General features: G+C 58.1%; 19 protein-coding genes, 2 tRNA genes, 2 rRNA genes and 1 pseudogene. 15 read left to right on the top strand and 9 right to left on the bottom strand.

Features of this window, described 5'->3' with window-relative positions; all coding sequences use genetic code 11:
* The first annotated feature begins 20 nt into the window (after positions 1-20).
* The 7 genes from AC07ZE_RS25155 (at position 21) to AC07ZE_RS25125 (ending at position 7,288) form a co-directional block, all read left to right on the top strand.
* Positions 21-97: transfer RNA gene (locus AC07ZE_RS25155), tRNA-Ile, on the top strand.
* 9 nt (positions 98-106) lie between these two features.
* A tRNA-Ala gene (locus tag AC07ZE_RS25150) sits at positions 107-182 on the top strand.
* A gap of 229 nt (positions 183-411) precedes the next feature.
* A 23S ribosomal RNA gene (locus AC07ZE_RS25145) occupies positions 412-3,305 on the top strand.
* Between the two features lie 154 nt (positions 3,306-3,459).
* Positions 3,460-3,575 (top strand): 5S ribosomal RNA (gene rrf, locus AC07ZE_RS25140).
* A gap of 147 nt (positions 3,576-3,722) precedes the next feature.
* Positions 3,723-4,382 carry a paraquat-inducible protein A gene (locus AC07ZE_RS25135; protein WP_207267068.1) on the top strand — a complete coding sequence of 220 codons (660 nt, stop codon included), beginning with the start codon at positions 3,723-3,725 and terminating at the stop codon, positions 4,380-4,382.
* Entirely contained in the window at positions 4,369-4,992 is a 624-nt protein-coding gene (locus AC07ZE_RS25130; RefSeq protein ID WP_207267067.1) for a paraquat-inducible protein A, read from the top strand. Before AC07ZE_RS25135 ends, AC07ZE_RS25130 begins: the two co-directional genes overlap by 14 nt.
* Positions 4,985-7,288, top strand: a complete 2,304-nt coding sequence (locus AC07ZE_RS25125; RefSeq protein WP_207267066.1) for a PqiB family protein — start codon at positions 4,985-4,987, stop codon at positions 7,286-7,288. Before AC07ZE_RS25130 ends, AC07ZE_RS25125 begins: the two co-directional genes overlap by 8 nt.
* Before the next feature lie 166 nt (positions 7,289-7,454).
* On the opposite strand, the gene mksF is transcribed toward AC07ZE_RS25125, so the two are convergent.
* Genes mksF through mksB form a run of 3 tightly spaced genes read right to left on the bottom strand, consistent with a single transcriptional unit; the run spans position 7,455 to position 12,263 of the window.
* On the bottom strand, positions 7,455-10,295 hold the full coding sequence (gene mksF / locus AC07ZE_RS25120) for an Mks condensin complex protein MksF (protein WP_207267065.1): 2,841 nt from the start codon (positions 10,293-10,295) through the stop codon (positions 7,455-7,457).
* On the bottom strand, positions 10,292-10,993 hold the full coding sequence (mksE, locus tag AC07ZE_RS25115; protein ID WP_207267064.1) for an Mks condensin complex protein MksE: 702 nt from the start codon (positions 10,991-10,993) through the stop codon (positions 10,292-10,294). The genes mksF and mksE overlap by 4 nt, the downstream gene beginning before the upstream one ends.
* A complete protein-coding gene (gene mksB / locus AC07ZE_RS25110; RefSeq protein ID WP_207267063.1) occupies positions 10,983-12,263 on the bottom strand; it encodes an Mks condensin complex protein MksB in 1,281 nt (426 codons plus the stop codon). The genes mksE and mksB overlap by 11 nt, the downstream gene beginning before the upstream one ends.
* Before the next feature lie 236 nt (positions 12,264-12,499).
* Here mksB and AC07ZE_RS25105 point away from each other — a divergent pair, with 236 nt between their 5' ends.
* Both AC07ZE_RS25105 and rimI read left to right on the top strand, forming a co-directional pair.
* The gene (locus AC07ZE_RS25105) at positions 12,500-13,246 is read left to right on the top strand and encodes an energy transducer TonB (RefSeq protein WP_207267890.1); all 747 of its coding nucleotides are present in this window, start codon (positions 12,500-12,502) and stop codon (positions 13,244-13,246) included.
* A complete protein-coding gene (rimI, locus tag AC07ZE_RS25100) occupies positions 13,239-13,691 on the top strand; it encodes a ribosomal protein S18-alanine N-acetyltransferase (RefSeq protein ID WP_093230271.1) in 453 nt (150 codons plus the stop codon). Before AC07ZE_RS25105 ends, rimI begins: the two co-directional genes overlap by 8 nt.
* A 124-nt stretch (positions 13,692-13,815) precedes the next feature.
* Here the strand turns inward: rimI and AC07ZE_RS25095 are convergent, their stop codons facing one another.
* Positions 13,816-14,220: a serine kinase/phosphatase gene (locus AC07ZE_RS25095; RefSeq protein ID WP_207267062.1), complete on the bottom strand. Its 405-nt coding sequence runs from the start codon at positions 14,218-14,220 to the stop codon at positions 13,816-13,818.
* A gap of 155 nt (positions 14,221-14,375) precedes the next feature.
* Here AC07ZE_RS25095 and can point away from each other — a divergent pair, with 155 nt between their 5' ends.
* Positions 14,376-15,020, top strand: coding sequence for a carbonate dehydratase (gene can / locus AC07ZE_RS25090; protein WP_095192903.1), 645 nt, complete (start codon positions 14,376-14,378; stop codon positions 15,018-15,020).
* A gap of 17 nt (positions 15,021-15,037) precedes the next feature.
* Here the strand turns inward: can and AC07ZE_RS25085 are convergent, their stop codons facing one another.
* The 4 genes from AC07ZE_RS25085 to AC07ZE_RS25070 form a co-directional block, all read right to left on the bottom strand.
* Positions 15,038-15,553: an SET domain-containing protein-lysine N-methyltransferase gene (locus AC07ZE_RS25085; RefSeq protein WP_207267061.1), complete on the bottom strand. Its 516-nt coding sequence runs from the start codon at positions 15,551-15,553 to the stop codon at positions 15,038-15,040.
* A 142-nt stretch (positions 15,554-15,695) separates the two neighbouring features.
* Positions 15,696-16,868, bottom strand: coding sequence for a hypothetical protein (locus AC07ZE_RS25080; protein ID WP_207267060.1), 1,173 nt, complete (start codon positions 16,866-16,868; stop codon positions 15,696-15,698).
* 148 nt (positions 16,869-17,016) lie between these two features.
* Positions 17,017-17,337, bottom strand: a complete 321-nt coding sequence (locus AC07ZE_RS25075; protein ID WP_207267059.1) for a hypothetical protein — start codon at positions 17,335-17,337, stop codon at positions 17,017-17,019.
* A gap of 227 nt (positions 17,338-17,564) precedes the next feature.
* Positions 17,565-18,983 (bottom strand): short-chain fatty acid transporter, encoded by a 1,419-nt coding sequence (locus tag AC07ZE_RS25070; protein WP_207267058.1) that lies wholly within the window; start codon positions 18,981-18,983, stop codon positions 17,565-17,567.
* Positions 18,984-19,183: 200 nt separating this feature from the next.
* Here AC07ZE_RS25070 and AC07ZE_RS25065 point away from each other — a divergent pair, with 200 nt between their 5' ends.
* From AC07ZE_RS25065 to ddlA, 5 genes and pseudogenes are all read left to right on the top strand, one after another.
* Positions 19,184-20,497, top strand: coding sequence for an MFS transporter (locus tag AC07ZE_RS25065; RefSeq protein WP_207267057.1), 1,314 nt, complete (start codon positions 19,184-19,186; stop codon positions 20,495-20,497).
* A gap of 123 nt (positions 20,498-20,620) precedes the next feature.
* Positions 20,621-21,349, top strand: a pseudogene (locus AC07ZE_RS25060) (PAS domain-containing protein); the annotation flags it as partial.
* Positions 21,329-21,937, top strand: a complete 609-nt coding sequence (locus AC07ZE_RS25055; protein WP_404940903.1) for a methyl-accepting chemotaxis protein — start codon at positions 21,329-21,331, stop codon at positions 21,935-21,937. The pseudogene AC07ZE_RS25060 and the gene AC07ZE_RS25055, both read left to right, overlap by 21 nt.
* Before the next feature lie 97 nt (positions 21,938-22,034).
* A complete protein-coding gene (locus AC07ZE_RS25050; RefSeq protein WP_207267055.1) occupies positions 22,035-22,634 on the top strand; it encodes a flavin reductase family protein in 600 nt (199 codons plus the stop codon).
* 47 nt (positions 22,635-22,681) lie between these two features.
* Complete coding sequence (ddlA, locus tag AC07ZE_RS25045) at positions 22,682-23,776, top strand: D-alanine--D-alanine ligase (protein WP_207267054.1); 1,095 nt, start codon at positions 22,682-22,684, stop codon at positions 23,774-23,776.
* 65 nt (positions 23,777-23,841) lie between these two features.
* Here the strand turns inward: ddlA and ggt are convergent, their stop codons facing one another.
* Entirely contained in the window at positions 23,842-25,674 is a 1,833-nt protein-coding gene (gene ggt / locus AC07ZE_RS25040; protein ID WP_207267053.1) for a gamma-glutamyltransferase, read from the bottom strand.
* Positions 25,675-25,779 lie beyond the last annotated feature (105 nt).

Here is a 25,779-nt window from a genome sequence, read left to right as displayed (position 1 = left end):
ACAGTTACAAGCTCGAAATTGGGTCTGTAGCTCAGTTGGTTAGAGCGCACCCCTGATAAGGGTGAGGTCGGCAGTTCGAATCTGCCCAGACCCACCAATTTTGTATGGGGCCATAGCTCAGCTGGGAGAGCGCCTGCCTTGCACGCAGGAGGTCAGCGGTTCGATCCCGCTTGGCTCCACCATAAACTGCTTCGAAAGTTTGAGAGTTTAGAAATGAGTATTCCGGTGTGAATATTGATTTCTAGTCTTTTGATTAGATCGTTCTTTAAAAATTTGGGTATGTGATAGAAAGATAGACTGAACGTTACTTTCACTGGTAACGGATCAGGCTAAGGTAAAATTTGTGAGTTTAATCGCGAATTTTCGGCGAATGTCGTCTTCACAGTATAACCAGATTGCTTGGGGTTATATGGTCAAGTGAAGAAGCGCATACGGTGGATGCCTTGGCAGTCAGAGGCGATGAAAGACGTGGTAGCCTGCGAAAAGCTTCGGGGAGTCGGCAAACAGACTTTGATCCGGAGATGTCTGAATGGGGGAACCCAGCCATCATAAGATGGTTATCTTGTACTGAATACATAGGTGCAAGAGGCGAACCAGGGGAACTGAAACATCTAAGTACCCTGAGGAAAAGAAATCAACCGAGATTCCCTTAGTAGTGGCGAGCGAACGGGGACTAGCCCTTAAGTTGATTTGAGATTAGCGGAACGCTCTGGAAAGTGCGGCCATAGTGGGTGATAGCCCTGTACGCGAAAATCTCTTATCAATGAAATCGAGTAGGACGGAGCACGAGAAACTTTGTCTGAATATGGGGGGACCATCCTCCAAGGCTAAATACTACTGACTGACCGATAGTGAACTAGTACCGTGAGGGAAAGGCGAAAAGAACCCCGGAGAGGGGAGTGAAATAGATCCTGAAACCGTATGCGTACAAGCAGTGGGAGCCTACTTTGTTAGGTGACTGCGTACCTTTTGTATAATGGGTCAGCGACTTATTTTCAGTGGCGAGCTTAACCGAATAGGGGAGGCGTAGCGAAAGCGAGTCTTAATAGGGCGTCTAGTCGCTGGGAATAGACCCGAAACCGGGCGATCTATCCATGGGCAGGTTGAAGGTTAGGTAACACTGACTGGAGGACCGAACCGACTACCGTTGAAAAGTTAGCGGATGACCTGTGGATCGGAGTGAAAGGCTAATCAAGCTCGGAGATAGCTGGTTCTCCTCGAAAGCTATTTAGGTAGCGCCTCATGTATCACTGTAGGGGGTAGAGCACTGTTTCGGCTAGGGGGTCATCCCGACTTACCAAACCGATGCAAACTCCGAATACCTACAAGTGCCGAGCATGGGAGACACACGGCGGGTGCTAACGTCCGTCGTGAAAAGGGAAACAACCCAGACCGTCAGCTAAGGTCCCAAAGTTATGGTTAAGTGGGAAACGATGTGGGAAGGCTTAGACAGCTAGGAGGTTGGCTTAGAAGCAGCCACCCTTTAAAGAAAGCGTAATAGCTCACTAGTCGAGTCGGCCTGCGCGGAAGATGTAACGGGGCTCAAACCATACACCGAAGCTACGGGTATCATCTTCGGATGATGCGGTAGAGGAGCGTTCTGTAAGCCTGTGAAGGTGAGTTGAGAAGCTTGCTGGAGGTATCAGAAGTGCGAATGCTGACATGAGTAACGACAATGGGTGTGAAAAACACCCACGCCGAAAGACCAAGGTTTCCTGCGCAACGTTAATCGACGCAGGGTTAGTCGGTCCCTAAGGCGAGGCTGAAAAGCGTAGTCGATGGAAAACAGGTTAATATTCCTGTACTTCTGGTTATTGCGATGGAGGGACGGAGAAGGCTAGGCCAGCTTGGCGTTGGTTGTCCAAGTTTAAGGTGGTAGGCTGAAATCTTAGGTAAATCCGGGGTTTCAAGGCCGAGAGCTGATGACGAGTTACCTTTCAGGTGACGAAGTGGTTGATGCCATGCTTCCAAGAAAAGCTTCTAAGCTTCAGATAACCAGGAACCGTACCCCAAACCGACACAGGTGGTTGGGTAGAGAATACCAAGGCGCTTGAGAGAACTCGGGTGAAGGAACTAGGCAAAATGGCACCGTAACTTCGGGAGAAGGTGCGCCGGTGAGGGTGAAGCACTTGCTGCGTAAGCCCACGCCGGTCGAAGATACCAGGCCGCTGCGACTGTTTATTAAAAACACAGCACTCTGCAAACACGAAAGTGGACGTATAGGGTGTGACGCCTGCCCGGTGCCGGAAGGTTAATTGATGGGGTTAGCTAACGCGAAGCTCTTGATCGAAGCCCCGGTAAACGGCGGCCGTAACTATAACGGTCCTAAGGTAGCGAAATTCCTTGTCGGGTAAGTTCCGACCTGCACGAATGGCGTAACGATGGCGGCGCTGTCTCCACCCGAGACTCAGTGAAATTGAAATCGCTGTGAAGATGCAGTGTATCCGCGGCTAGACGGAAAGACCCCGTGAACCTTTACTATAGCTTTGCACTGGACTTTGAATTTGCTTGTGTAGGATAGGTGGGAGGCTTTGAAGCGTGGACGCCAGTTCGCGTGGAGCCATCCTTGAAATACCACCCTGGCAACTTTGAGGTTCTAACTCAGGTCCGTTATCCGGATCGAGGACAGTGTATGGTGGGTAGTTTGACTGGGGCGGTCTCCTCCTAAAGAGTAACGGAGGAGTACGAAGGTGCGCTCAGACCGGTCGGAAATCGGTCGTAGAGTATAAAGGCAAAAGCGCGCTTGACTGCGAGACAGACACGTCGAGCAGGTACGAAAGTAGGTCTTAGTGATCCGGTGGTTCTGTATGGAAGGGCCATCGCTCAACGGATAAAAGGTACTCCGGGGATAACAGGCTGATACCGCCCAAGAGTTCATATCGACGGCGGTGTTTGGCACCTCGATGTCGGCTCATCACATCCTGGGGCTGAAGCCGGTCCCAAGGGTATGGCTGTTCGCCATTTAAAGTGGTACGCGAGCTGGGTTTAGAACGTCGTGAGACAGTTCGGTCCCTATCTGCCGTGGACGTTTGAGATTTGAGAGGGGCTGCTCCTAGTACGAGAGGACCGGAGTGGACGAACCTCTGGTGTTCCGGTTGTCACGCCAGTGGCATTGCCGGGTAGCTATGTTCGGAATAGATAACCGCTGAAAGCATCTAAGCGGGAAACTAGCCTCAAGATGAGATCTCACTGGAGCCTTGAGCTCCCTGAAGGGCCGTCGAAGACTACGACGTTGATAGGTCGGGTGTGTAAGCGCTGTGAGGCGTTGAGCTAACCGATACTAATTGCCCGTGAGGCTTGACCATATAACACCCAAGCAATTTGATGCTCCGAGTTGAAAAGACGAAAGAGACCAGATTGCGGTGTGTGAAGACGCAATGAACCGAAAGTTCGCCAACACACAAACTGTCGCATACCCAATTCGCTGGAACGTCGCAAGACGCGTCAGCTCAAGAATTTCTTGACGACCATAGAGCATTGGAACCACCTGATCCCATCCCGAACTCAGAAGTGAAACGATGCATCGCCGATGGTAGTGTGGGGTTTCCCCATGTGAGAGTAGGTCATCGTCAAGATTAAATTCCGAAACCCCTATCTGCGTATGCAGGTAGGGGTTTTGTTTTGCGTGTCAGAAAAGCACAGTTGCCCGCGCACAAATTTGCACAGTTATTTTCAATTCGGGACACTAGAATAGGTCCAACTATTTCGGAGCCAGAGCCCTTATGCCAGATCCGGTTGACGCCTCCGGGCTGTCAGAATTACCGCTGGACGATTTGGTGGCATGTCATGAGTGCGACTTGCTGATGCGCAAGCCCGAGCTCGCCCATGGCGAGAAAGCGCTGTGCCCGCGTTGCGGTTACGAGCTTTACGCCCATCGATACAACGTCGTGCAGCGCAGTCTCGCCTTGGTGATTGCGGCACTTTTGTTATACGTCCCGGCGAACTTTCTACCCATCATGCAGCTCAATCTACTCGGGCAGTCATCGCAAGATACTGTCTGGAGCGGTGTTGTCGGCCTTTTCAACACGGACATGCAAGGCGTTTCCGTGATTGTGTTCCTGTGCAGCATGGGCATTCCGCTGCTCAAGTTGCTTTGCCAACTGGTCGTCCTGCTGACTATCCGTTTCGATATTGGACGCAGCTACGGCTTGCTGCTCTACCGCATTTATCACCATTTACGAGACTGGGGGATGCTCGAGGTTTACCTCATGGGCGTACTGGTGGCGATCGTCAAATTGGCAGATATGGCGGCCATGACCGTAGGTCTCGGGCTGGCTTGTTTCATCGGTTTGTTATTGGTTCAGGTCTGGTTGGAGGTCGTGATGTCGCCTCACCAGATCTGGCAGGCACTGTCAGGAGAGGATGCCCATGCGGGCGATTGATGCAGGTATTCTGATTTGCGCGGAATGCCATGAATTGAACAGGCAGGAAGCTGATATGGACGAGCAGACCTGTACTCGTTGCGGTGCGCTGGTTCATGCCCGGCGCCCGAACAGTCTGGTGCGCACCTGGGCATTACTGATTACCGCGGCAATTCTCTACATACCGGCCAATGTGTTGCCGATCATGACCGTCAGTTCTCTGGGCAAAGGCGATCCCAGCACCATCATGTCCGGTGTAATACAACTGGTTCAACACGGCATGATTCCTATTGCCGCCGTGGTGTTTATCGCCAGCATCCTGGTGCCTACCTTCAAACTGGTGGGTATCGCTCTGCTGCTGTATTCCGTCCAGCGCCACCAGCCACTTTCGGCCCGGCAGCGCATCTGGATGTATCGCTTTATCGAGTTCATCGGTCGTTGGTCGATGCTCGATATCTTTGTGATCGCCATCCTGGTGGCGGTCGTGAATTTTGGACGGCTTGCCAGTGTCGAGGCGGATCTCGGCGCCATCGCGTTCGCCAGTGTGGTGATTTTGACAATGCTTGCCGCAGTTACTTTCGATCCCCGACTGATTTGGGATAACACGGAGTCGGACGACGACCATGACTGATTTGCCTGTAGCGAAAACCCGACCGGCCTCCAACTGGTCTGCGATCTGGGTGTTGCCCCTGATCGCCCTGATCATCGGGGGCTGGCTTGGCTGGCGTGCCTATACCGAAACCGGCATCGAGATTCAGGTGCGCTTCGAAAGCGGCGAAGGCATCCAGGCCAACAAGACTGAAGTGGTCTACAAAGGCATGTCGGTCGGCAAGGTGAAGACACTCAAGCTCGATGATGAAGGCAGCTCAAAAGGTGTGATCGCCACCGTTGAGATGAACAAGGACGTGGAGCAATACCTGCGTACGAGCACGCGCTTCTGGCTGGTCAAGCCGAGCGTGACCCTGGCCGGTATTACGGGTTTGGAGACGCTGGTTTCGGGCAACTATGTCGCGATCAGCCCGGGTGAGGGTGAGCCCACCCGCAAGTTCAAGGCGCTGGCTGAAGAGCCGCCGCTATCCGATGCGCAGCCGGGTCTGCACCTGACAATCAAGGCCGATCGATTGGGTTCGCTGAATCGAGGCAGTCCGGTGTTCTACAAGCAAATCAAGGTCGGTCAGATCAAAAGCTTCGTGCTATCCGAGGACCAGAGCACCGTTGAGCTCAAGGTTTTCATCGAGCCGACTTATGCCAAGCTGGTGCGTAAACACACGCGTTTCTGGAACGCCAGCGGCATCAGCATCGACGCCAATCTGTCCGGTGTGAAAGTACGTAGCGAGTCCCTGGCGAGCATCGTTGCCGGCGGTATTGCCTTCGCCACGCCGGAAAACCGCAAAGACAGTCCACCCACCGACCCGAGCCTGCCATTCCGTCTTTACGAAGACTTCGATGCGGCTGCGGCCGGGATCAAGGTGAAGGTCAAGCTCAGTGACTTCGAAGGCCTGCAAGCCGGTCGGACACCCGTAATGTACAAAGGTATCCAGGTCGGTACGCTCAAGGCGCTCAAGGTCGATCCGGATCTATCCACCGCCAGTGCCGAATTGACGCTGGACCCGTTGGCCGAGGACTACCTGGTCGACGGCACTCAGTTCTGGGTGGTCAAGCCTTCGATCTCCCTCGCCGGCATCACTGGTCTAGAGGCCTTGGTCAAGGGTAACTACATCGCCGTGCGTCCCGGAGACAAAGGTGCTGCGCCACAACGTGAGTTCGTGGCACGGCCAAAAGCCCCGCCGCTGGATCTGCGTTCGCCGGGCCTGCACCTGGTGCTGTTCACCGAGAACCTCGGCTCGCTGGAGGTCGGCAGTCCGGTTCTCTACAAGCAGGTCAAGGTGGGGTCGGTTCAGAGCTATCAGTTTTCGCGCAAGAAAAACCAATTGGTCATCGGTGTCCACATCGAGAAGGAATACGAAAACCTGGTCAACGCGTCGACCCGGTTCTGGAACGCCAGCGGCATAACGCTGACGGGGGGGCTGACCGGCGGGATTCAAGTCAAGAGTGAGTCGTTGCAAAGCCTGATGGCCGGCGGCATTGCCTTCGAAACACCGGAGGCCAAGGCTCCGTTGCAGAGGCGCATACCGCGGTTCCGGTTGTTCGCCAGCCATGAAGATGCCACGCAAAAAGGCGCGGTGATCACGCTGAAGGTTGACCGTGCCGATGGCCTGCGTGTCGGGACCCCAATCCGTTTCAAAGGGCTGGATGTCGGCAAGGTTGAAGATGTCGACCTCAGCGATGATCTGCAATCTGTGCTGCTGACGGCACGCATCACTGAAGTGCCTGAACGTATTGCGCGGGTCGGAAGCGAATTCTGGGTGGTCAAACCGGAGCTGGGACTCATCAAAACGTCGAACCTGGAGACGTTGGTGACGGGGCAGTACATCGAGGTACAGCCGGCACAGAAGAACCTTGGCCCGCAGAAAAGCTTTGTCGCACTGGCAACTCCCCCCGAGACCGCCAAGGCCGAAGCCGGGCTGAGTCTTGTCTTGAGTGCTGCCCGTCGTGGCTCTTTGAAGGCCGGGGTGCCGGTAACGTATCGTGAAATCACGGTGGGCAAGGTGACCGGGTATGAATTGGGGCAGACCGCGGATCGGGTGTTGATCCATATTCTGATCGAACCGAAATATGCGCCGTTGGTGCGTAGCGGTACCCGCTTCTGGAATACCAGTGGTTTTGATTTTGATGTCGGTCTGTTCAAAGGCGCGACGATGCGTACCGAGTCGCTGGAAACCATGATTCAGGGTGGCGTCGCGTTTGCCACACCGGACGGCGATCGCATGGGCGGTGCAGCGCAGCCAGAGCAGACATTCCCGCTGTTCGATAAGTTTGAAGAGGAATGGCTGACCTGGGCACCGAAGATTTCCCTCGGCAAATAGCAGGGAATTGATAGGGCGTCAGTGATGACGCCCTCCGTCGGAACGCCGCCCGGAGCCGGCTTGCGAAGAGGTCCTGAAGTTCACCGAACATCTCAATGAACAACCACAAAAAAGGCCGCGATCCATATTGGATCGCGGCCTTTTTGTTGTCATCAGTTAAAGCAAATCAAACCGCATTCAGCTCTGGCTCATCCGCTTCGACATTGACCGTCGCCTTCACCTGATCGTGACGGCGAATGTACTTCCAGTCCGCTTCGTCGATGTAGATGCCCGCCGGGCCGCTGCCGCCTTCCAGGTCGATGGCGACACTGGCGCAGACTTGCGGCTTCACACTGGCCAGGATCGGCACGAAGCCCAGTTGCAGACTGGTTTCCAGCAGGGCTGCCTGGTTCTTCTCGTCGATGTCCGCCGCCTCGTCGAGGTAGTATGGCAAGCGCACGCGCCCGGCCAGGTCACGATCCATCAAGTGCAGCAACAGATACATGTTGGTCAGCGCCTTGATGGTCATGGTGGTCCCGTTGGACGCCGCGCCGTCGATATCGGTATGGATCACCGGCTGACCGTTGACCTTGGTGATCTCGAACGCCAGTTCGAACAAGTCCTTGAGGCCGAGTTGGTTGTGGTTGGCGGCTACCAGTCGTGCCAGGTATTCCTTGGCTTCTTCGTTCTTGTTGTCCTGTTCCGCGCTCTGGCTCAGGTCGAACACCGACAGCGTCTCGCCTTCTTCGTACTGGCCGGCGCTGTGGATGATCTGGTCGATGTGCTTGAGCGCTTCCTTGTTCGGCGCGAGCACGATGCGGAAGCTTTGCAGGTTGGAGACCTGGCGCTTGTTGATCTCGCGGTTGAACAGCGCCAGTTGATGCTCGAGGCTGTCGTAGTCGCTGCGAATGTTACGCAGGGTCCGGGCGATGTCGGTCACGGCTGCACGGCGGGCCTTGCCCAGGGTCAGGGCTTCATCGGTGCGGTGCGCGTAAGCGTTGATCAGCAGTTGCAGGCGACGCTCCATATCGTCTTCGCTGTCGAATTTGGCCACGCCCTTGAGGCGAACCTGTGCATAAAGCGCTTCGATCTGGCCGTCGGCACGCAGCAGGCCTTGCCAGCTGTCCTGATAGTCGTTGAGCAGCGGCAGCAGGTTGTCCATGGAATCGTCGACCGGGTCCATGAATGGCGTGCCGAATGGCAGGTCCGCCGGGAGCAATTGACGACGGCGCAGGGCATCGTCGAGGGTGCGTTGCTTGGCTTCCATGTCGGCGATCTGCCGACCGACCAGTTGCAGCTTGGCCGACAGTTGCTGGACGCGTTCGGTGAAGGCATCGCTGGAGCGCTTCAGTTCGTCCTGGGCGGCTTCCATCTGCGCCAGCTGTTCAAGTTTGTCGCCTTCCTCGGCGCTCAAGGTCTGAGCGCGACGGAAGTCTTCCAGCGCCTTCTGCGCATCCAGCACTTGCTGGTACAGCACTTCAGTCTGAGTCTTGCTCGCGGCGCGGTCGGCGGCTACGGCTTGCTGGGTTTTCAGTTGCTTGAGTTCTTTGTCCAGACGCTCTTTCTGATCGCGCAGTGCCGCACGGTCAGCCAAGGCTTGCAGGGCTGGCGGCTCGATGTGCGAGAGGTCGATCGACAGGCCCGGCACTTCGAAGCGCTCGCCTTTGAAACCGTCGAGAATCAGCTCCACGGATTTGACCCAGTCTCCGTTGTCGTCCAGCGCAATGCCGTGTTCACCCAGGGGCAGGCTGAACAGCGCGCTGTTGAACAGACGCATCAGGCGCTCGACATCCTGCTGCGAAAACTCTTCGCGCAAACGGGCATAGCTGTTGTTGTCGGCGTGATCGAGTTGCTGCTTGACCGACTTCAGGCGTTTTTCCAGATCCCGCAGACGCTCATCAAGGTCTTCGGCGCTGAACTGACGGGATTGCGCCAATGCGCCGGCCAGTTCGTCGTGAGCATCCTTGGCCGCGAGCAATTGTTGCTCCAGCACCTTGACGTCATCGACCAGGGCAAAGCGATGCTTGAGTACCGACAATTCCCCGAGCCAGCGCTGGATGCCGCTGATTTCCCGCTCCAGACGCATCAGTTCCTGGGTGCCACCACGCTGGTCGTTTTGCAGGTCGTCCTGCTCGCGACGGTAGTGCTCGGCCTGGATAGTCAGCTCTTCCTTGCGCGCACTGGCGTAGTCCGACCAGGTGCCGAGCAAGGAATCGAGCAGCGGAGACAGGCGATGCAATTTGCCGCGCAGCACATCGCGTTGCTTCACGCCGTTGGCCAGTGCTTCGACCAAGGGGCCAGCGGCGACCAGCGAGTTGTAGTCCTGCTCCATGCGTCGTACATCGCGGAAGGCTTCTTCGCACGCAGCAATGTAATCCACGCTGCCTGAACGCAGGCTGTGCTCAAAGGCATCGAGGAACAGCTGCTTGAGCTTGGCCGCGGTGATTTCGCGCATGTGCAGCAGGTTGATGAACAGTGCGCGGAAGGTTTTCAGGCTCTGTTCGCTGGTGGAACGCAGCGGGATCAGCGTCAGGTCCAGCGGGATCGAAGTGTGACCGCCGACCAGCAAACGGCGCAGTTCGTCCGGCTTGAGCTCGTAGGCTTTCAGGCCTTCGCGCTCGAGGTTGGTGAACAGTTCTTTCTGGCGCAGGCAGGTGTCGTTCTTCTGGTAATGGGCCAGGTCCAGCTTGCCGGCGTAGGCAAAGAACTGGTGGCCGAAACCGCCGCCAGGGCCGCGGCCGACCACGCCAATTACATGAGGGCCGTGGGGTAGCGAGACTTCCACCAAGATGTAGCTGGTGTCCGATGCGAAATAGAAGCGCCGGGATTGTTCCAGGCTGTACTTGCCGAAACTCATGTCGGACATACGCGCCAGGATTGGGAACTGCAACGCGTTGATCGATGCGGATTTACCGAGGTTGTTCGCGCCGTAAACCGATAGCGGCTCTTCCAGCGGAAACAGGCCGAGGCTGTAGCCGGCGGTGTTCAATAGGGCAAAGCGGCGGATGCCGTAGCGTTCCTTGCTCATGCGTCGAGCTCCTGTTCTTCGGCAATGGCGCGGGCCAAGGCGTCTTCTTCGCTTTCACCCTCGAATTCACTAAGGTCCAGCGGGTCATCGGTCTCAAGCAGTTTTTCGTCGCTGTCTTCGTCGATCAATACCGGCGCCGGCAGCGGCAGCACGCTGTGCAGGCTGGCGGCCAGGTCGCGGTCCTGCTGAACCGACAGGCAGACATCGAGGAACCGGTGCATCGGCGGCAGGAAGCGATAAACACCGTTTTCTTCGCTGGCAAAACCGAGTTGGGTCATGCGGCGCATGATCTTTTCTTCCAGCTCGTCCTGGGTCTGTACTTCGGCCTGGATAAACAGATCACGGTACTTTTCCAGCAGCGACGGCAATTCATCGCGACCGAGGCTGCCTCCGTCAAGTACGGCGATGGGATCGCGGCCCTGGTCGGCCAGGTGCTCGACGAGAATGAACGTGAACAGAGCCAGGCGCTGGGCGGTCTTGTTCACCGCCGCGGCGGCGAGGTCCGGCACGAAGTAGTAGAAACCACGGGTGTCGCACACCAGTTCAAAGCCCAAGGCCTTGAACAGCGTGCGGTACTGGTCCTGAAAATTCGACAACTGTGCGTACAGCTCCGGGTCGCGACGGCTGACGTGGTAACCCTTGAACAGCTCGCGAAAGATCGGCGCCAGCTGGGACAGTTCGGATAGATCAAGATGCATATGGAGTGCTCGCAGAATTCTCGGTGGCGTCGTCAGCCGCCGAGAGCAGGGCGAAGGAGCGCAGGCTGACCTGGTGCTCGTGTGTGTAGTAATCGCGGCGTTCCAGGCGTTCGCGCTTGAAGCGTTTTTCCCGGGACAGTCGCGAGAACCAGTACAGCAATTCGTCGGTGGCGCCGTCCGGCTCCTGCTCCAGCAGCCAGGTCATCAGGTCTGGCATCGGCAGGGCGTCCTCGCAACGGTCGAGCATCTCCCGGACCGTGCGTGGCGCGCGGGGTGCGTCGCCGCCCTTGTGCGTCTTATGGGCCTTGGGGAACCGCGCCGGTTTCGGTTCGAAACGGGCCAGGGCGTAAACGTAGGCTTCGACCTGACTGGCGCTGCCAAGAAAGGTGCTTTGAGGCCGTGTGAACATCGGCATGGCCGCTTGAGGCACGGCGTCGATGCCTTTGCGACGAATCATCGACAGGGCCAGCGCGGCGCCACGGGTTACGGCATTGTGTCGGCGCGCTTCTTCACGCAGCGGCAGCAGCAGCTCACGGGCGTGACGTAGGGTCAGCTGGGCGCTGGTCTGCATTTCGAGAATGCGCGCGTGGGTGCGCAGCAGCATGTCGTCGTCGACCAGATGGCCGAGACGCTGCTGTTCGGTGAGCATCTTCAACAGGACGTTTTCGACCTTGCGCACACCTTGTTCGAAAGCGCCGTCGGCATTCACCAGTTGGATCATCGGCTCGACGTATTCGTCCCAGGTTGCCAGCACTTCTGCATAACGCTGGCGTAACGGGATCTGTCGGTCGCTGGTCTTGGCCCGCTCGGCGACGGCCACCAGGGCCTGTTCATCATTGGCGAGTTTTTTCAGTACGTCGCGCACGCGCATGTCGAGCAGCCGCAATTGGCGAGCCAGGTCGTTGCCGTCGCGGATGTCGAAGGCGTCCTGGATGTAACCGGCCAGGCGTTCGAGATGGCGCAGGTAGGCTTCGATTTCCAGGCACAGGCCAAGTCGGTGTTCACGGCGCAGGTAAGCGAGAAAGTCATGAATCTGCGCGTTGAGCTCGAAACGGTTCGGGCTTTTTGCCACAGGAACCAGAATGTCGAGGCGAATCCACACGTCCAGCAGGCTGGTGATGTCCTGCGGCGTACTGTCCAGTTGCTGGGCGGCCAACTGTGAACGCAATTCGTTGAGGCTCAGGGTGCCCTGGTCGAAGTGCTCGCACAGTGGCTCCAGAAGTGCCCAGTGTTCAGCGAGGGCGCGCAAGACGCGCTTGGGTTCGATCATCGGAATGGCCGGCTGGTTGGCGATTAAAAGCCGCGATTGTACTGCATCGCGGGCGGGTCGATTCACTCTCGGGACGGACTGTCGCCATTTTTCATAGGTGGAAAGACTATCGGTGAAGACTATCGATCAACAGCAGGCGATCTTGAGCGAACAGCGGTAGAATCTCCGCACTTTAGTTATCCACAAGTGGCTGACCTTTGCTTATCGAGTCCCGTCGCCGCGCCTATCTGAGCGCCATGCAGGTGGTCAACTGGCTGCCGCGCACCGAATTACCCTTTGCTGCGCCGTCGCGGCCCGAATTGCTGGAGCCGCTCGAGCCATTGATCGTCGCCCCGCAAACGCCAGCCCCTGTGGTCGATACCCCCGCGGAGCCTGTGGTCAAGTCGGCCGAACGGGTGAAAATCGAAGTGCCACGGCCGTCGCTGGCGAGTACGCGTACCGGGGCCAAACCGGTGGAAGAGGCCGAAGAAGCGCCAGTCGTCGCCAAGGTCGCGCCTGTGCCGCCACCGCGTTTCGCCCTGCAATTGCTGCGAGCCGGGCGCTGCTTGTTACTGGTGGAGTTACCCACAGGCGAAGCCTTTCAGAGTCGCGATCCTGCGTATTTGCTGCTAAAGGACATGCTGCGCGCCGCCGGTCTGCCGGACAGCCCGCAGATTGTCGGCGAACCGGTGCGCTGGCCGCTGCTGGTGCGGGGCACCATGGATCAAGGTCCGCAAGCCGCTCGCGACTTCGTGCAGGGATTTCTCTCGGCCCGCCTGGAAGAGGCACCGTGTGTCTGCCTGTGGCTGATCGGCCTGCCGGCGGTGCGCTTTGCCGGTGAAGCGAGCGCCGAATCCTACAACCGCGAACTTCAGGTCGAAGGCCTGGGTTCGGTCTGGGCCCTGCCGGGCCTGGAATCATTAATGGAAGAGCCACAGCGTAAGGCTGATGTCTGGCAAGCCATGCGTCGGCTGATGGCGCGCTGGAAAGAATCGAATGAGTGACGCTGTATCGTTCCGCCCGATGACCGAGGCGGACCTGGAAAACGTACTGAAAATCGAATACGCCGCTTATAGCCACCCCTGGACGCGCGGAATTTTTCTCGATGGCCTGGGCAAGTACCAGATCTGGCTGATGTTTGAAGGTCAACAGCAGGTCGGTCACGGCGTGGTGCAGATCATTCTCGACGAAGCGCATTTGCTGAATATCACCGTCAAACCGGAAAATCAGGGTCGTGGCCTGGGTTTGACGCTGCTGGAGCATTTGATGTCGATTGCCTACAAGGCCGATGCCCGGGAGTGTTTCCTGGAAGTACGCGACAGCAATACGGCAGCGTTCAAGTTGTATGAGCGCTATGGCTTCAACGAAATCGGTCGGCGTCGGGATTACTATCCGGCGGTGGGTGGGCGCGAAGATGCCGTCGTTATGGCCTGCACTTTGGTGGATTGAGCCTGAAAGTTTCGCGAGCCGGCTCGCTCCCACAAGGTTTTGTGCCGTAGTCTAAAAGTTGTAAACGGCATGGATCCTGTGGTAGCGGGGCTGCCCGCGAAGGCAATCGGTCAGACGCATAAGATCAACGCTTTCTGTCGAGCGGATCGCGCCGGGCCAGTTCCGCCTCATCCAGCCCCGTGCCACCTCCGATGTCCTCTTCATCGACAATGCTCAAGTCCCAATCAGCCTGATTGTCTGCACCGGTTTCATGAGCATCCCGGGCACCGTCTTCCCGAATCAGGGTTTCCGGGCTCATATCGTCATCGGTCGGTTCATGGTCTGCCGTCGAGGCCCCGGTCATGCCGCCTTCGCGCACGTGCCGGCGCGGTATCCGTTGCTCGTGCTCCTTGCCCGTCAGTTCGTCACCGATTTTGGTGCTGGACTCTTCCTCATCGAAATCCAGCTCGCGCACTGAACCCATGCGGTCTTCGTTATCATCGATGGGCTCCGGTTGCACCGCATCGTACGGACGTCGTGAATCAGTCATGGCCAATCCTCATACTGTCAGCCTCATACTTTGGGCCTTACTATGGTGGACTCACCGGACACACGAGAATTCCAAGGAAAACACCTGCGATCTTTTCCGTGACCCCGACAGGCGGTTGTCTGTCAAAGCAGCAAATCATTCTTGAGGCTTCCAGCATGCACGACTTACAAGACCTGATTGATAACAACGAGCGTTGGGCTGACGCGATCACCAAGGAAGATCCGGACTTTTTCGCCAAGCTGGCCCGTCAACAGACGCCGGAGTACCTGTGGATCGGCTGTTCCGATGCGCGAGTGCCAGCCAACGAAATCGTCGGCATGCTGCCGGGTGATCTGTTTGTACACCGCAATGTGGCCAACGTGGTGCTGCACACTGACCTCAATTGCTTGTCAGTAATCCAGTACGCGGTCGATGTGCTCAAGGTCAAACACATCCTCGTCACCGGCCACTATGGCTGCGGTGGTGTGCGCGCCTCGATGCAGGATCGCCAGTTCGGGCTGATCGACGGCTGGTTGCGTTCGATTCGCGACCTTTACTACGAAAAGCGCGAAGAGCTCGCTCAGTTGGCCACCGAAGAGGAGCAGGTCGATCGCCTCTGTGAGCTCAACGTGATCCAGCAAGTGGCCAACGTGGGGCACACCAGCATCGTGCAAAACGCCTGGCATCGCGGGCAGAGTTTGTCGATCCACGGCTGCATTTACGGAATCAAGGATGGCCGCTGGAAAAGCTTGAACACGACCATCAGCGGCTTCGAACAATTGCCGCCACAGTACCGCCTGCGCCCGTTCGAGCCGCTGTAAGACCCACAGCAGAGCTCCTAAAGCCGACGCCAGTGTTGCAAAAAACGCTGGCCGTCGGCATTCGGCATTTCACCATAGCCTGTTATCCAGCCCCGGCAGTTGTGCGAGCCACAGCGACAGGCGAACTGACGAAGCAGATTTTCTTCGCTGACGGTGTAGTCCATTGTCAGCCGGTCGCCTTTCTGGATGTCCTGCAACGCCCATACCCACAGATCGGTCAGTTCAAGATAAACATTGGGATTGCAGGAGTGTCGCAGCAGTCCGCAGAAACGTGGGTCGTAGACGTGCACGCCGGGTGACAGTTGTCGGGTGTGTTGGCAGGCATAGGGCAGTAAGTGTCCCGACACCCGACAGATTCGGCTCATTCGGGGAAACTCGCGTAACGCCACAATGGCCACTGACTTGCCTGTGTTGTTTTTGAGAATCTCGAAGTCGGCGAGTGAGGGGAATCCGAGCTCGGGGGGAATCTCGGGAAATGGATAGACACCCGCAGGTGGTGGTGCAAGAGGCTTGCGCCATGCATTGGCTTTCATAACGATCCTTGTCGGTTGAGTGCTGTGACGTCCATCCGCTGACGATCCTGTCAGCGCTGCAACATGGACACAGCGCAAGCCTCTCGCAGATAACTCGGGCGGTCTACTGTCATTACTGACAGGTCGACCACCGCTCATCGGTTTACAGCGGCGGAGCGGGCTTCGCAGTGGCGGGCGCTGGTGCCTTGAGTTGTTTGAGTTGGGGCGCGATTGTCGCCGATGCACACTTGGCCACGGCCTGTGCGGTCGTCAGACTGCGGATCGAGGTGTAGAACAGTTCGCAGGTTTTTTCTTTCTGGGCCACTTGCCAGGTCTGCGTGCAACTTCTGAGCTCAATGTCGGGATTGCTGTCCGGTTGGCTACCCATCGCGGCCTGCCAGCACGCGGCACTCAAATCCTGGCCCATGACTTTCAGGCCCGCCACATCCGCCTTGGCCTTGGCGTCGGTGCCGGTGTAGTTGGCGGGGTCGGCGGCATACCAGATATAACTCGGGTGATTGGCACCCAGCACCGGCACCTTCACCCCATCGACGGGGCTGATGGTGGCCAGGCTCAGCACATTCACGGTCGGCCCGTATTGCTGCTTGAACCAGTTACGCACTGGTGTCCCGAATGCGACCATCGGCAATGCCTCGCCACTGGCGGTCTTGCTGACATTCTTGACCATGGTGGTCTGGTAATCCTTGAAGTAGTCGTAGACCCCTTCCAAGTCCTTGCCGGCGTTGGACGGCGCGGCAATCGGAGCGATGTCGATGATGGTCTGGAAGCCCGGCGTCTGCTCGGCGGGGATGCCGTTCAGGGTCAGCAGGGAGGCCCAACGATCGGTCGTGGCAGACCTCAGGTAGTCCTGGGCCTGGGTCAACGAATAGTCTGGCGGGAAGTGCAGCAGTTCGACGCTTCTACGGTTTTCCAGCGCCATGCCCAAAGGCAGGAACAAATACCAGCTATAGGCCCATTTCCCGTCGGCATTCAGTTTGCTGGCGCCGTTAAAGGCCAGATCGCCAGCATCGAGCAGTGCGGTCAACGGCTTTTCATAGCTTCTGGGCACTCCGATGATTTCGGCAAAAAGCTGGCCGTTATCGGTTTTGACCTGGACCTTCGCCTCGCTGTAGCCATCGCGCTGCACACTTTGAGTCAGGTAATGCTCGACGGTTTGCTCCAGCGTCCAGTTACGAAAGCAAATCACGTTGCAGTTGTTGGGGTAGGCAAACAGGCGGGTGACGCGTTCGGTGCTGCCCAGTTTCAGGCCGATGTCGGCATGGGCGGCGGCACTCAGGGTGAGAGCCGCAAGGGTAAGTCCGGCGAATTTCAGCATGCTCAGATCCTTTTCAGCGCGGTTCCAAAATGGGGGCACTTCATACTGGATTAGCACAATCGCGTAGAAAAGCAGTGATCGAGGATTTTTCGAGCGAAAGAAATCCAGCTCGCGAAAAGTATTCGCGAACTGAGATTCGGTCAGTTGATCACAAAAGGCGCAGCGCCAATTGGCTGCCGGCGCGCAAATATTCCACTTGAGCCGCCACCGCATCCTTTACGATGGCCTCACCCGTATCGGTCAGTTTGGCTTTTTTTGCATCGATAATCGCGGTCTGCATTAATTGCATGGCGACATCCATTGCTTTTTGGAAGGCGGTTACATTGTTGTGCAGGCCGAACTCCTGGATAACGGCGTCCATGCGGCGATCGGCATCGTCTCGCAACGTTCTGTATTCAACCACTGAGACGTTGCCGTCCAGATAAATTTCATTGATCAGCTCTTCCAGTGTTTTGGATAGTGGTGTCATCGGATGTTCCTCGTGTTTATGTGATCGGTCATCCGGGACAGGTTAATTCGGGACACGGGAAGGAAAAGTCGGGGCTTGTCGATCAATCGAGTGGGACAACGCCACAGGTTGCGTAAGACTGGTGAATACAGTCTGTCGACCCTACTAGTGCTCAAGGTCAGGTACGAGGGTACCGGATCCCCGATGGGCTTGATCGAGGATCCGGAAAAGTCCACGTAGCCTGGTTTCTACGGCATCACCGGCGGTGTATACGCCAGCGTCGTCCCCAGTGCCCACAGCATCACCAGCACCAGCGGTGTGTGCACCAGCAACTGCACGAACGAGAATCCGATCAAGTCCCGCGCCTTCAACCCCAGCACGCCCAGCAGCGGCAGCATGTAAAACGGGTTGATCAGATTGGGCAGGGCTTCGGCGGCGTTGTAAATCTGCACGGCCCAGCCGAGGTGGTAGTTCAGGTCATTGGCCACCTGCATCACGTACGGCGCTTCGATAATCCACTTGCCACCGCCGGATGGAATGAAGAAGCCAAGAATTGCCGAATACACACCCATCAGCACCGCATAGGTGTCGTGGGAGGCGATGCTGACGAAAAAGGTCGAGATGTGGTGGGCCAGGGTCTGCGCGTCGGTACCTTTGACCGTGGTCATCAACGCAGCGATCGAGCCGTACAACGGGAACTGGATCAGCACACCCGTGGTGGTCGGCACCGCGCGGGCCACGGCGTCGAGGAAGCTGCGCGGGCGCCAGTGCAGCAGCGCACCGAGCATGATGAACAGGAAGTTGTAGGTGTTCAGGCCGGAAATCGCGCTGATCGCCGGTTTGGTCGAGAACTCATGGAACAGCCATCCGGCGGCCAGCAGCACCAGCAGGATCGTCAGCAATGGGCTGTGTTCCAGCCATTCGCCGGGACGGGTGCGCGGTTGCAGGGGGGGCAGGTTGAAACTCGGGTCGACACCGCATGCCTTGGCGTCACGTGCCGAGTTCGGACCAGGGGCGGTGGCGTAGGCAATGATCAGCGAGATGACTATCAGTGCCAGCAACATCACCCCGGACTGCCAGAGAAAGATCGTCTGGGTGAATGGAATCACCCCGGTGATCGACAGAATCGACGGTGGCAGGCTTGCCGGGTTGGCCTGCAATTGTGCCGCGGACGAGGACAGGCCCAGAGCCCATACCGCGCCAAGCCCGAGGTAAGCTGCGGCACCGGCGGCACGGTAGTCCATTTTCAGATCGGTACGGCGGGCGAGGGCGCGCACTAGCAGGCCGCCGAAAACCAGTGACAGTCCCCAGTTCAGCAGCGATGCGACCATGGAAATCAAGGCGACCCAGGCCACGGCGGAGCGGCCGTTTTTCGGCAATTTCGCCAGCCGGTCAATCAGCTTCACCGCCGGTGGCGAACTGGCGACCACGTACCCGCCGATCACCACGAAAGCCATCTGCATGGTGAAGGGGATCAGGCTCCAGAAACCGTCGCCAAACGCCATGGCAGCGTCGGTGGGTTTGGCGCCCATGACCATAGTGGCCACGGCGACGATAATCACCGCCAGGGCGGCAAACACCCAGGAGTCGGGAAACCAGCGTTCGGCAAAGCTTGAACAGCGCAGGGCAAAGCGGGCGGAGCGGCTATCTTCGATATCAGCGGCCACGGGAGTACCTCGGATTTTTATGTTTGTTGTGGTCTTCGGGGCGGTAGCGGCCCGTCTGGACAGGCGCTAACAGTAAATCAAGCAGAGGTTTTTTGCGGGTCTGTTTTGCGGCTATGGGACTTTGGTCTAACGGGTTGTCCACAGGCGCATTTGCGTAGACCATGGGCGCCTTGGTTTTTGCCTGTGCCAGAGTTCTTTGCATGACTGCCATTATCGATTCGCGCCCGGTGCCGTTCAGCCGCTCGGACTACAAGACCCTGGGCCTTGCGGCGCTCGGCGGGGCGCTGGAAATCTACGATTTCATCATTTTCGTATTTTTCGCGCTGACTTTGAGCCAGCTGTTCTTTCCGCCGGAAATGCCTGAGTGGCTGAGGTTGCTGCAAAGCTTCGGGATCTTTGTCACCGGTTACCTGGCGCGGCCTCTGGGCGGAATCCTGATGGCGCATTTCGCTGACCGGCTGGGGCGCAAGAAGGTGTTCAGCCTGAGCATTCTGATGATGGCGCTGCCGTGTCTGCTGATCGGGATCATGCCGACCTACGCGCAGATCGGCTATTTCGCACCGTTGTTGCTATTGCTGTTGCGGGTTCTGCAAGGGGCGGCAGTGGGCGGTGAAGTGCCGAGCGCCTGGGTATTCGTTGCCGAGCACGCGCCGGTTGGCCATCGCGGTTACGCCTTGGGCTTCTTGCAGGCGGGACTGACCTTTGGCTACCTGCTCGGCGCCTTGACGGCGACGTTCCTGGCCCAGACCTTCACCCCGGCGGAAATCCTCGATTACGCCTGGCGTTTCCCGTTCCTGCTGGGGGGCGTGTTCGGCGTGATCGGCGTCTGGCTGCGCCGCTGGCTCAGTGAAACCCCAGTGTTCATGGCCATGCAGGCCCGGCGCGAAGAGAGGGTAGAGCTGCCGCTGCGTGCGGTTCTGCGTGAGCATCGGCTGGCCATGTTGCCGGCGATGATACTGACCTGTGTACTGACCTCGGCGGTGGTGGTGTTCGTGGTCATCACCCCGACCATGATGCAGAAAACCTTCGGCATGACCGCTAGCCACACGTTCGCCCTGAGCGCGTTGGGCATCGTTTTTCTGAATATGGGTTGCGTGCTTGCCGGGTTTCTGGTCGACCGCATCGGCGCCTGGCGCACCGTCATGCTCTATAGCCTTCTGCTACCGCTGGGCATCGGCGTGCTCTACACCTGCCTGATCAGCGGCGGTAACTGGGTCGGTCTGGCCTACGCGGTCGCCGGCCTCTGTTGCGGAGTGGTCGGTGCGGTGCCGTCAGTGATGGTCAGTCTGTTTCCGGCGCGGATTCGTGTTTCAGGCATTTCCTTTACCTACAACATTGCTTACGCCGCTTGGGCGAGCATCACGCCGTTGCTGTTGATCGGTCTGATGCCGTGGAGCCCGTGGATCTGTGTGATTTTCTGCGCGGTCATGGGCACGGTCGGCGTGAGTAGCGCGGTGTATTTCGGCGCGCGGATGCCTGGAATGGCCAGTTGTTCGACTGCTGAAGCCATGTGAGCAACAGTGGTAGCTGGTGCGCCGTAACTATTTTTGTAGGACAAAGCTGAGGCGCTCTTCAGAAAAGACTGACAGTGCCGATGGCTAGGCTGCATATCGCTTTCTATCCCATCGGTGCGTCCCATGTTCAATAAACGCTTGAAGCAGGAGCTGTCGGCTCTTCGTGAAGAACTCTCCAGCCTTCAGCAAGTGAAGGAAAGTCTGGAAAGCGAGATGCTTGTGCTGACTCTCGATCCTGAAGGGCGGGTGCAATCGGTCAACCAGAACTTTCTCAGTGAGATGCACTACAAGAGCAACGAGTTGATCGGGCGACACATCGAAGACATCGTTCCGGATCATGTGAGAACCGACGAATTCCAGCAGCGTTTCAAAACTGCAATGAGCCGTGGCGAGCACTTCGCCGGTGCCGTGCGCCTGTTGCGTGGTACGGGTCAGGAGGCATGGTTGCGTTCGATACTGCAACCCGTGCGCTCGGCGGACGGCCGGATCAAGCATTTCTCGATATTCTCCAGCGACCTGACTCGCACCATCGAAGCCTCCCGCGAACATGAAAACCTGATTGGTGCGTTGGTGCGTTCAACCGCAGTGATCGAGTTCGACCTCAATGGCAACGTGCTGACAGCCAATGACCGTTTTCTCTCCGGCATGGGTTACAGCCTGGCGCAAATCAAGGGCAAGCATCACCGTACCTTCTGCCTGCCGGAGGAGTACAACAGTTCTGAGTACCAGAATTTCTGGCGTCGCCTGAATGCGGGTGAGTACGTGGCAGGCCGGTTCAAGCGTATCGACAGTCATGGTCGTACGGTTTGGCTGGAGGCGTCCTACAACCCAGTGGTCGATGCCAACAACAAACTCTACAAAGTAGTGAAGTTCGCCACAGTGATTACTGATCAGGTCAATCAGGAACAAGCCGTCGCCGACGCCGCGAATATTGCCTACAGCACGTCGCAGCAAACTGACCAGAGCGCCCAGCGTGGCAACGCCGTGGTGACGCAGGCTGTGAACGTGATGCGTGATCTGGCCAAGCATATGCAAACCGCCGGCGACGGTATCGAAGCCCTGAACGAACAGTCGCTGGTGATCGGCACCATCGTCAAAACCATCAGCGGCATCGCCGAACAAACCAACCTGCTGGCGCTCAATGCCGCCATCGAAGCCGCGCGCGCCGGTGAGCAAGGGCGAGGTTTTGCGGTGGTGGCGGACGAGGTTCGGCAACTGGCCTCGCGCACCAGCCAGGCCACCGATGAGATTGTGCTGGTGGTGCGTCAAAACCAGGACATGGCCCGCAACGCCGTGGCCCTGATGACCGACGGCAAGCTCCAGGCGGAGCAGGGGCTGGCGCTGGCAGCGGAAGCGGGCACGGTGATCGTCGAAATCCAGGACGGCGCTCAGAAAGTCGTGAATGCGGTAGGACAGTTCGCCAATCAGTTGTCGACTTGAGTCAGCGCTGCGATTCCCTGTGGAGCAGCATCGCTCCTATAGGTTTTTTGGGTTTTCATGCCGCTACAATCGGCTCTTTTCCCAGGAGCAGACATTCATGAGCGTTTCCCACCGCCGCCCGGTCCCTTTGCCCAAGGCTTATCGTCTGCTCAATCACGGGCCAACCGTGCTGGTCAGCGCAGCCCATGGCGGCGAGCGCAATATCATGGCGGCGGCCTGGGCCATGCCGCTGGATTTCGAACCACCGAAAATCGCCGTGGTGCTGGACAAGTCCACCTGGACCCGCCAATTGCTGGAAGCCTCGGGCACCTTCGTGCTGAACGTTCCTTGCGCCGCACAGGCCGATATCGTGCAAACGGTCGGTTCGACGTCCGGTCTGGAGCTGACTCGGGATCAGGGACGTGACAAGTTTCAGACGTATGCCTTGCAGACCTTCAATGCCGAGTTGATCGATGCGCCGATGCTTGAAGGCTGCGTCGCCTGGCTGGAATGCCGACTGCTGCCGGAGCCTGATAACCATCAGCAATACGATCTGTTCCTGGCCGAAGTAATTGCCGCTCAGGCCGACGAGCGTGTGTTCAGTGACGGGCGTTGGCACTTTGAAGGCCAAGACGCGTTGCGCACCTTGCACCATGTAGCGGGTGGGCACTTTTTGACTATCGGCGAGCCGGTGGACGGCAAGACGTTGCAACCGTAAGGTGGCGAAGACGAGAGCCGTTAGCACAATCACATCGAGGCTTGGCAATGAGTAAATTGCGTGTAGGCATTATCTTTGGCGGTCGCTCGGCAGAGCATGAAGTGTCGCTTCAGTCGGCGAAAAATATTGTCGATGCCCTGGATCGCTCGCGTTTCGAACCGGTGTTGATCGGCATCGACAAACAGGGTCATTGGCACCTCAACGACCCTTCGAACTTCCTTCTGAACCAGGAAAATCCGGCCCTGATTGCCCTCAATCAATCGAACCGCGAGTTGGCGGTCGTACCGGGCAAGGCAAGTCAGCAGCTGGTGGAAACCTCCAGTCAGGAGCTGCTGGGACACGTCGATGTGATTTTCCCGATTGTCCACGGCACCCTTGGTGAAGACGGTTGCCTGCAAGGCCTGCTGCGCATGGCTGATCTGCCGTTTGTCGGCTCCGATGTGTTGGGTTCGGCGGTGTGCATGGACAAGGACATCAGCAAGCGCTTGTTGAGGGACGCCGGGCTGGCGGTCACGCCGTTCGTGACCCTGACCCGCAGCACCGCGGCGCGCAGCCGATTCGATGAGGTGGTGGGCAAATTGGGCCTGCCACTGTTTGTCAAACCGGCAAACCAGGGCTCATCCGTAGGCGTGAGCAAGGTCGCCGACGAAGCCGAATATACGGCGGCGGTCGAACTGGCACTGGGCTTTGATGAAAAAGTGCTGGTCGAGTCCGCCGTCAGTGGCCGCGAGATCGAATGCGCAGTACTCGGCAATGACGACGCCATCGCCAGCGGTTGCGGCGAGATCGTCGTGCATGGCGGGTTCTACTCCTACGACAGCAAGTACATCGACGACAAGGCTGCTGAGGTGGTGGTCCCGGCCAATATCAGCGCAGAGGCCAGCGAGCGCATACGTGCCATGGCGGTCGAGGCGTTTCAGGTGCTGGGATGTTCGGGGCTGGCGCGGGTCGATGTGTTTCTGACCGACAACGGCGAGGTGCTGATCAACGAAATCAACTCGCTGCCGGGCTTCACCCGCATCAGCATGTACCCGAAACTGTGGCAGGCCACTGGAATGACCTACAGTGAATTGGTCACACGGCTGATCGAACTGGCCCTGGAAAAACATCAGGTCCGACGAGCGCTGAAAATCAGTCGTTAAAGGCTGTGTGATTTCGGGTCATTGATAAGAGGGCTTGCCACGCTGCAGGCCCTTACATTGATTGCTCAATCCCCCAACGCTTCACCCTCACGCCGAGGGTCGGCGCCTCCTGCCAGTGATGCGTTGCCCTGCGCGTCCTTGACCCGAACGATCGCCTGGGTGCCGCTGGTCATGTCGATCTCGCTTATGCTGTGGCCTTTTTCCTTCAAGGTCCGGATCAGTGCCGGGCTAAACTGCCCGCGCTCCAGTTCGGTCGGGCCGTTGCGGCTGCCGAAATTGGGCAGGTTGATGGCCGCTTGCGCATCAAGGCTCCAGTCGAGCAGGCCGACGGCGGTTTTGGCGACGTATTCGATGATTTGCGAGCCGCCGGGTGAGCCGACGCTGGCGACAAACTCGCCGCTCTGACGGTCGAAAATCAATGTTGGGGCCATAGACGAACGAGGGCGCTTGCCCGGTTCGATGCGGTTGGCCACTTTTTGCCCATTCTCTTCGGGGATGAACGAAAAGTCAGTCATCTCGTTATTGAGCAGGAAGCCTTGAACCATCAGGTGTGAGCCGAAGGCGGATTCGATGGTGGTGGTCATGGAGACGGCGCCGCCCTGCTCATCGACAGCCACCACTTGCGAGGTGGAGATTCGCAGCGGCGACCGATCCGGTGCGTAAGCCACCTGAATGCCCGGTGGCGTACCCGGTTGAGCCGTGCCCATGCTGCGCTCACCGATCAGAGCGGCGCGACTCGCCAGATAAGTCGGGTCGACCAGACCCTTGACGGGCACTGGCACAAAGTCTGTATCGGCCACGTATTGGGCGCGATCGGCATAGGCCAGGCGCTCGGCTTCCGATATCAGGTGCACTGCTTCGGCGGTCGGTTCGATGCCGGCAGGGGCATTGGTCTTGACCGGCTTCATGGGCGCCAGGCCAAAGCGTTTGTCGCGTGTCTCCAGGGCTTGCAGCGTGCCGAGTATCTGAGCGACGGCAATCCCGCCCGATGACGGCGGCGGCATGCCGCAAACCTGCCAGCGCTTGTAGTCGGTGCACAGGGGCGCGCGCTCCTTGGCACGGTAGTTTTGAAGGTCGCTCAGCGACAGGCTGCCCGGGTTGGCGTGGCCCTGAACCTTGGCCACGATCTCTTGGGCGATAGCGCCTTTGTACAAAGCATCTGCGCCCTCTTTGGCAATGCGCTGGAACACGACGGCCAAAGCCGGGTTTTTCAAACGTGTGCCTATGGCTTTCGGGCTGCCATCGGTATTCAGGAAGTACGCCGCCATCTCGGGTGAATTGCGCAACTTGGAGTCTGAGGCGATCAGTAAGTGAAGGCGCGGCGAGATGGCGAAGCCTTGCTGGGCGAGTTCGATGGCCGGTTCAAACAGCTGCGCCCATGGCAAGCGTCCGTGTTTTTGATGGGCCAGTTCGAGTGCGCGCAATACCCCTGGCGTACCCACCGAACGCCCGCCAATCTGCGCCTGGGTGAACGGCATCGGTTGCCCGTCGGCTTGCAGGAAAAGTTTCTCGGTAGCGCCGGCCGGCGCGGTTTCGCGACCATCGTAAGTGCGTACGGACTTGCCATCCCAGAGCACGATCAATGCGCCACCGCCAATGCCTGACGATTGCGGCTCGACCAGCGTAAGCACCGCCTGCATCGCAATCGCCGCATCGATGGCCGAACCACCGCGACGCAGCATCTCTCGTCCGGCTTCGGCCGCCAGTGGGTTGGCCGCTGCCGCCATGTGTTTGGTGGCGTGTCGGGTCTGCAGATCGGAGCGATAGCCGGAAGCGCTTTCCGGTGCGAGCGGCAGCGTCGACGACGGCGGGGCGCTGCAGGAAGCCAAGGCTAAAGCAGTGGCGATCAGCGACAGCGCTGTCAGGCGAAAGCGGCTCAAGTGGAAGGCTGAAAGCACGTTGGGCACTCCGTCCGTTGGATAAAGGGTCAGCGGACTTTATCGACCCCTACGGAGTGACGCAAACCGGGTCCCGTTACAAGACGCTTTTGTCCTTCATGAATG

It is taken from the genome of Pseudomonas sp. GW101-3H06 (genome assembly GCF_059424605.1).
The sequence above is the reverse complement of the archived record's forward strand: the minus strand, read 5'-3'. Positions and strand labels throughout refer to the sequence as shown.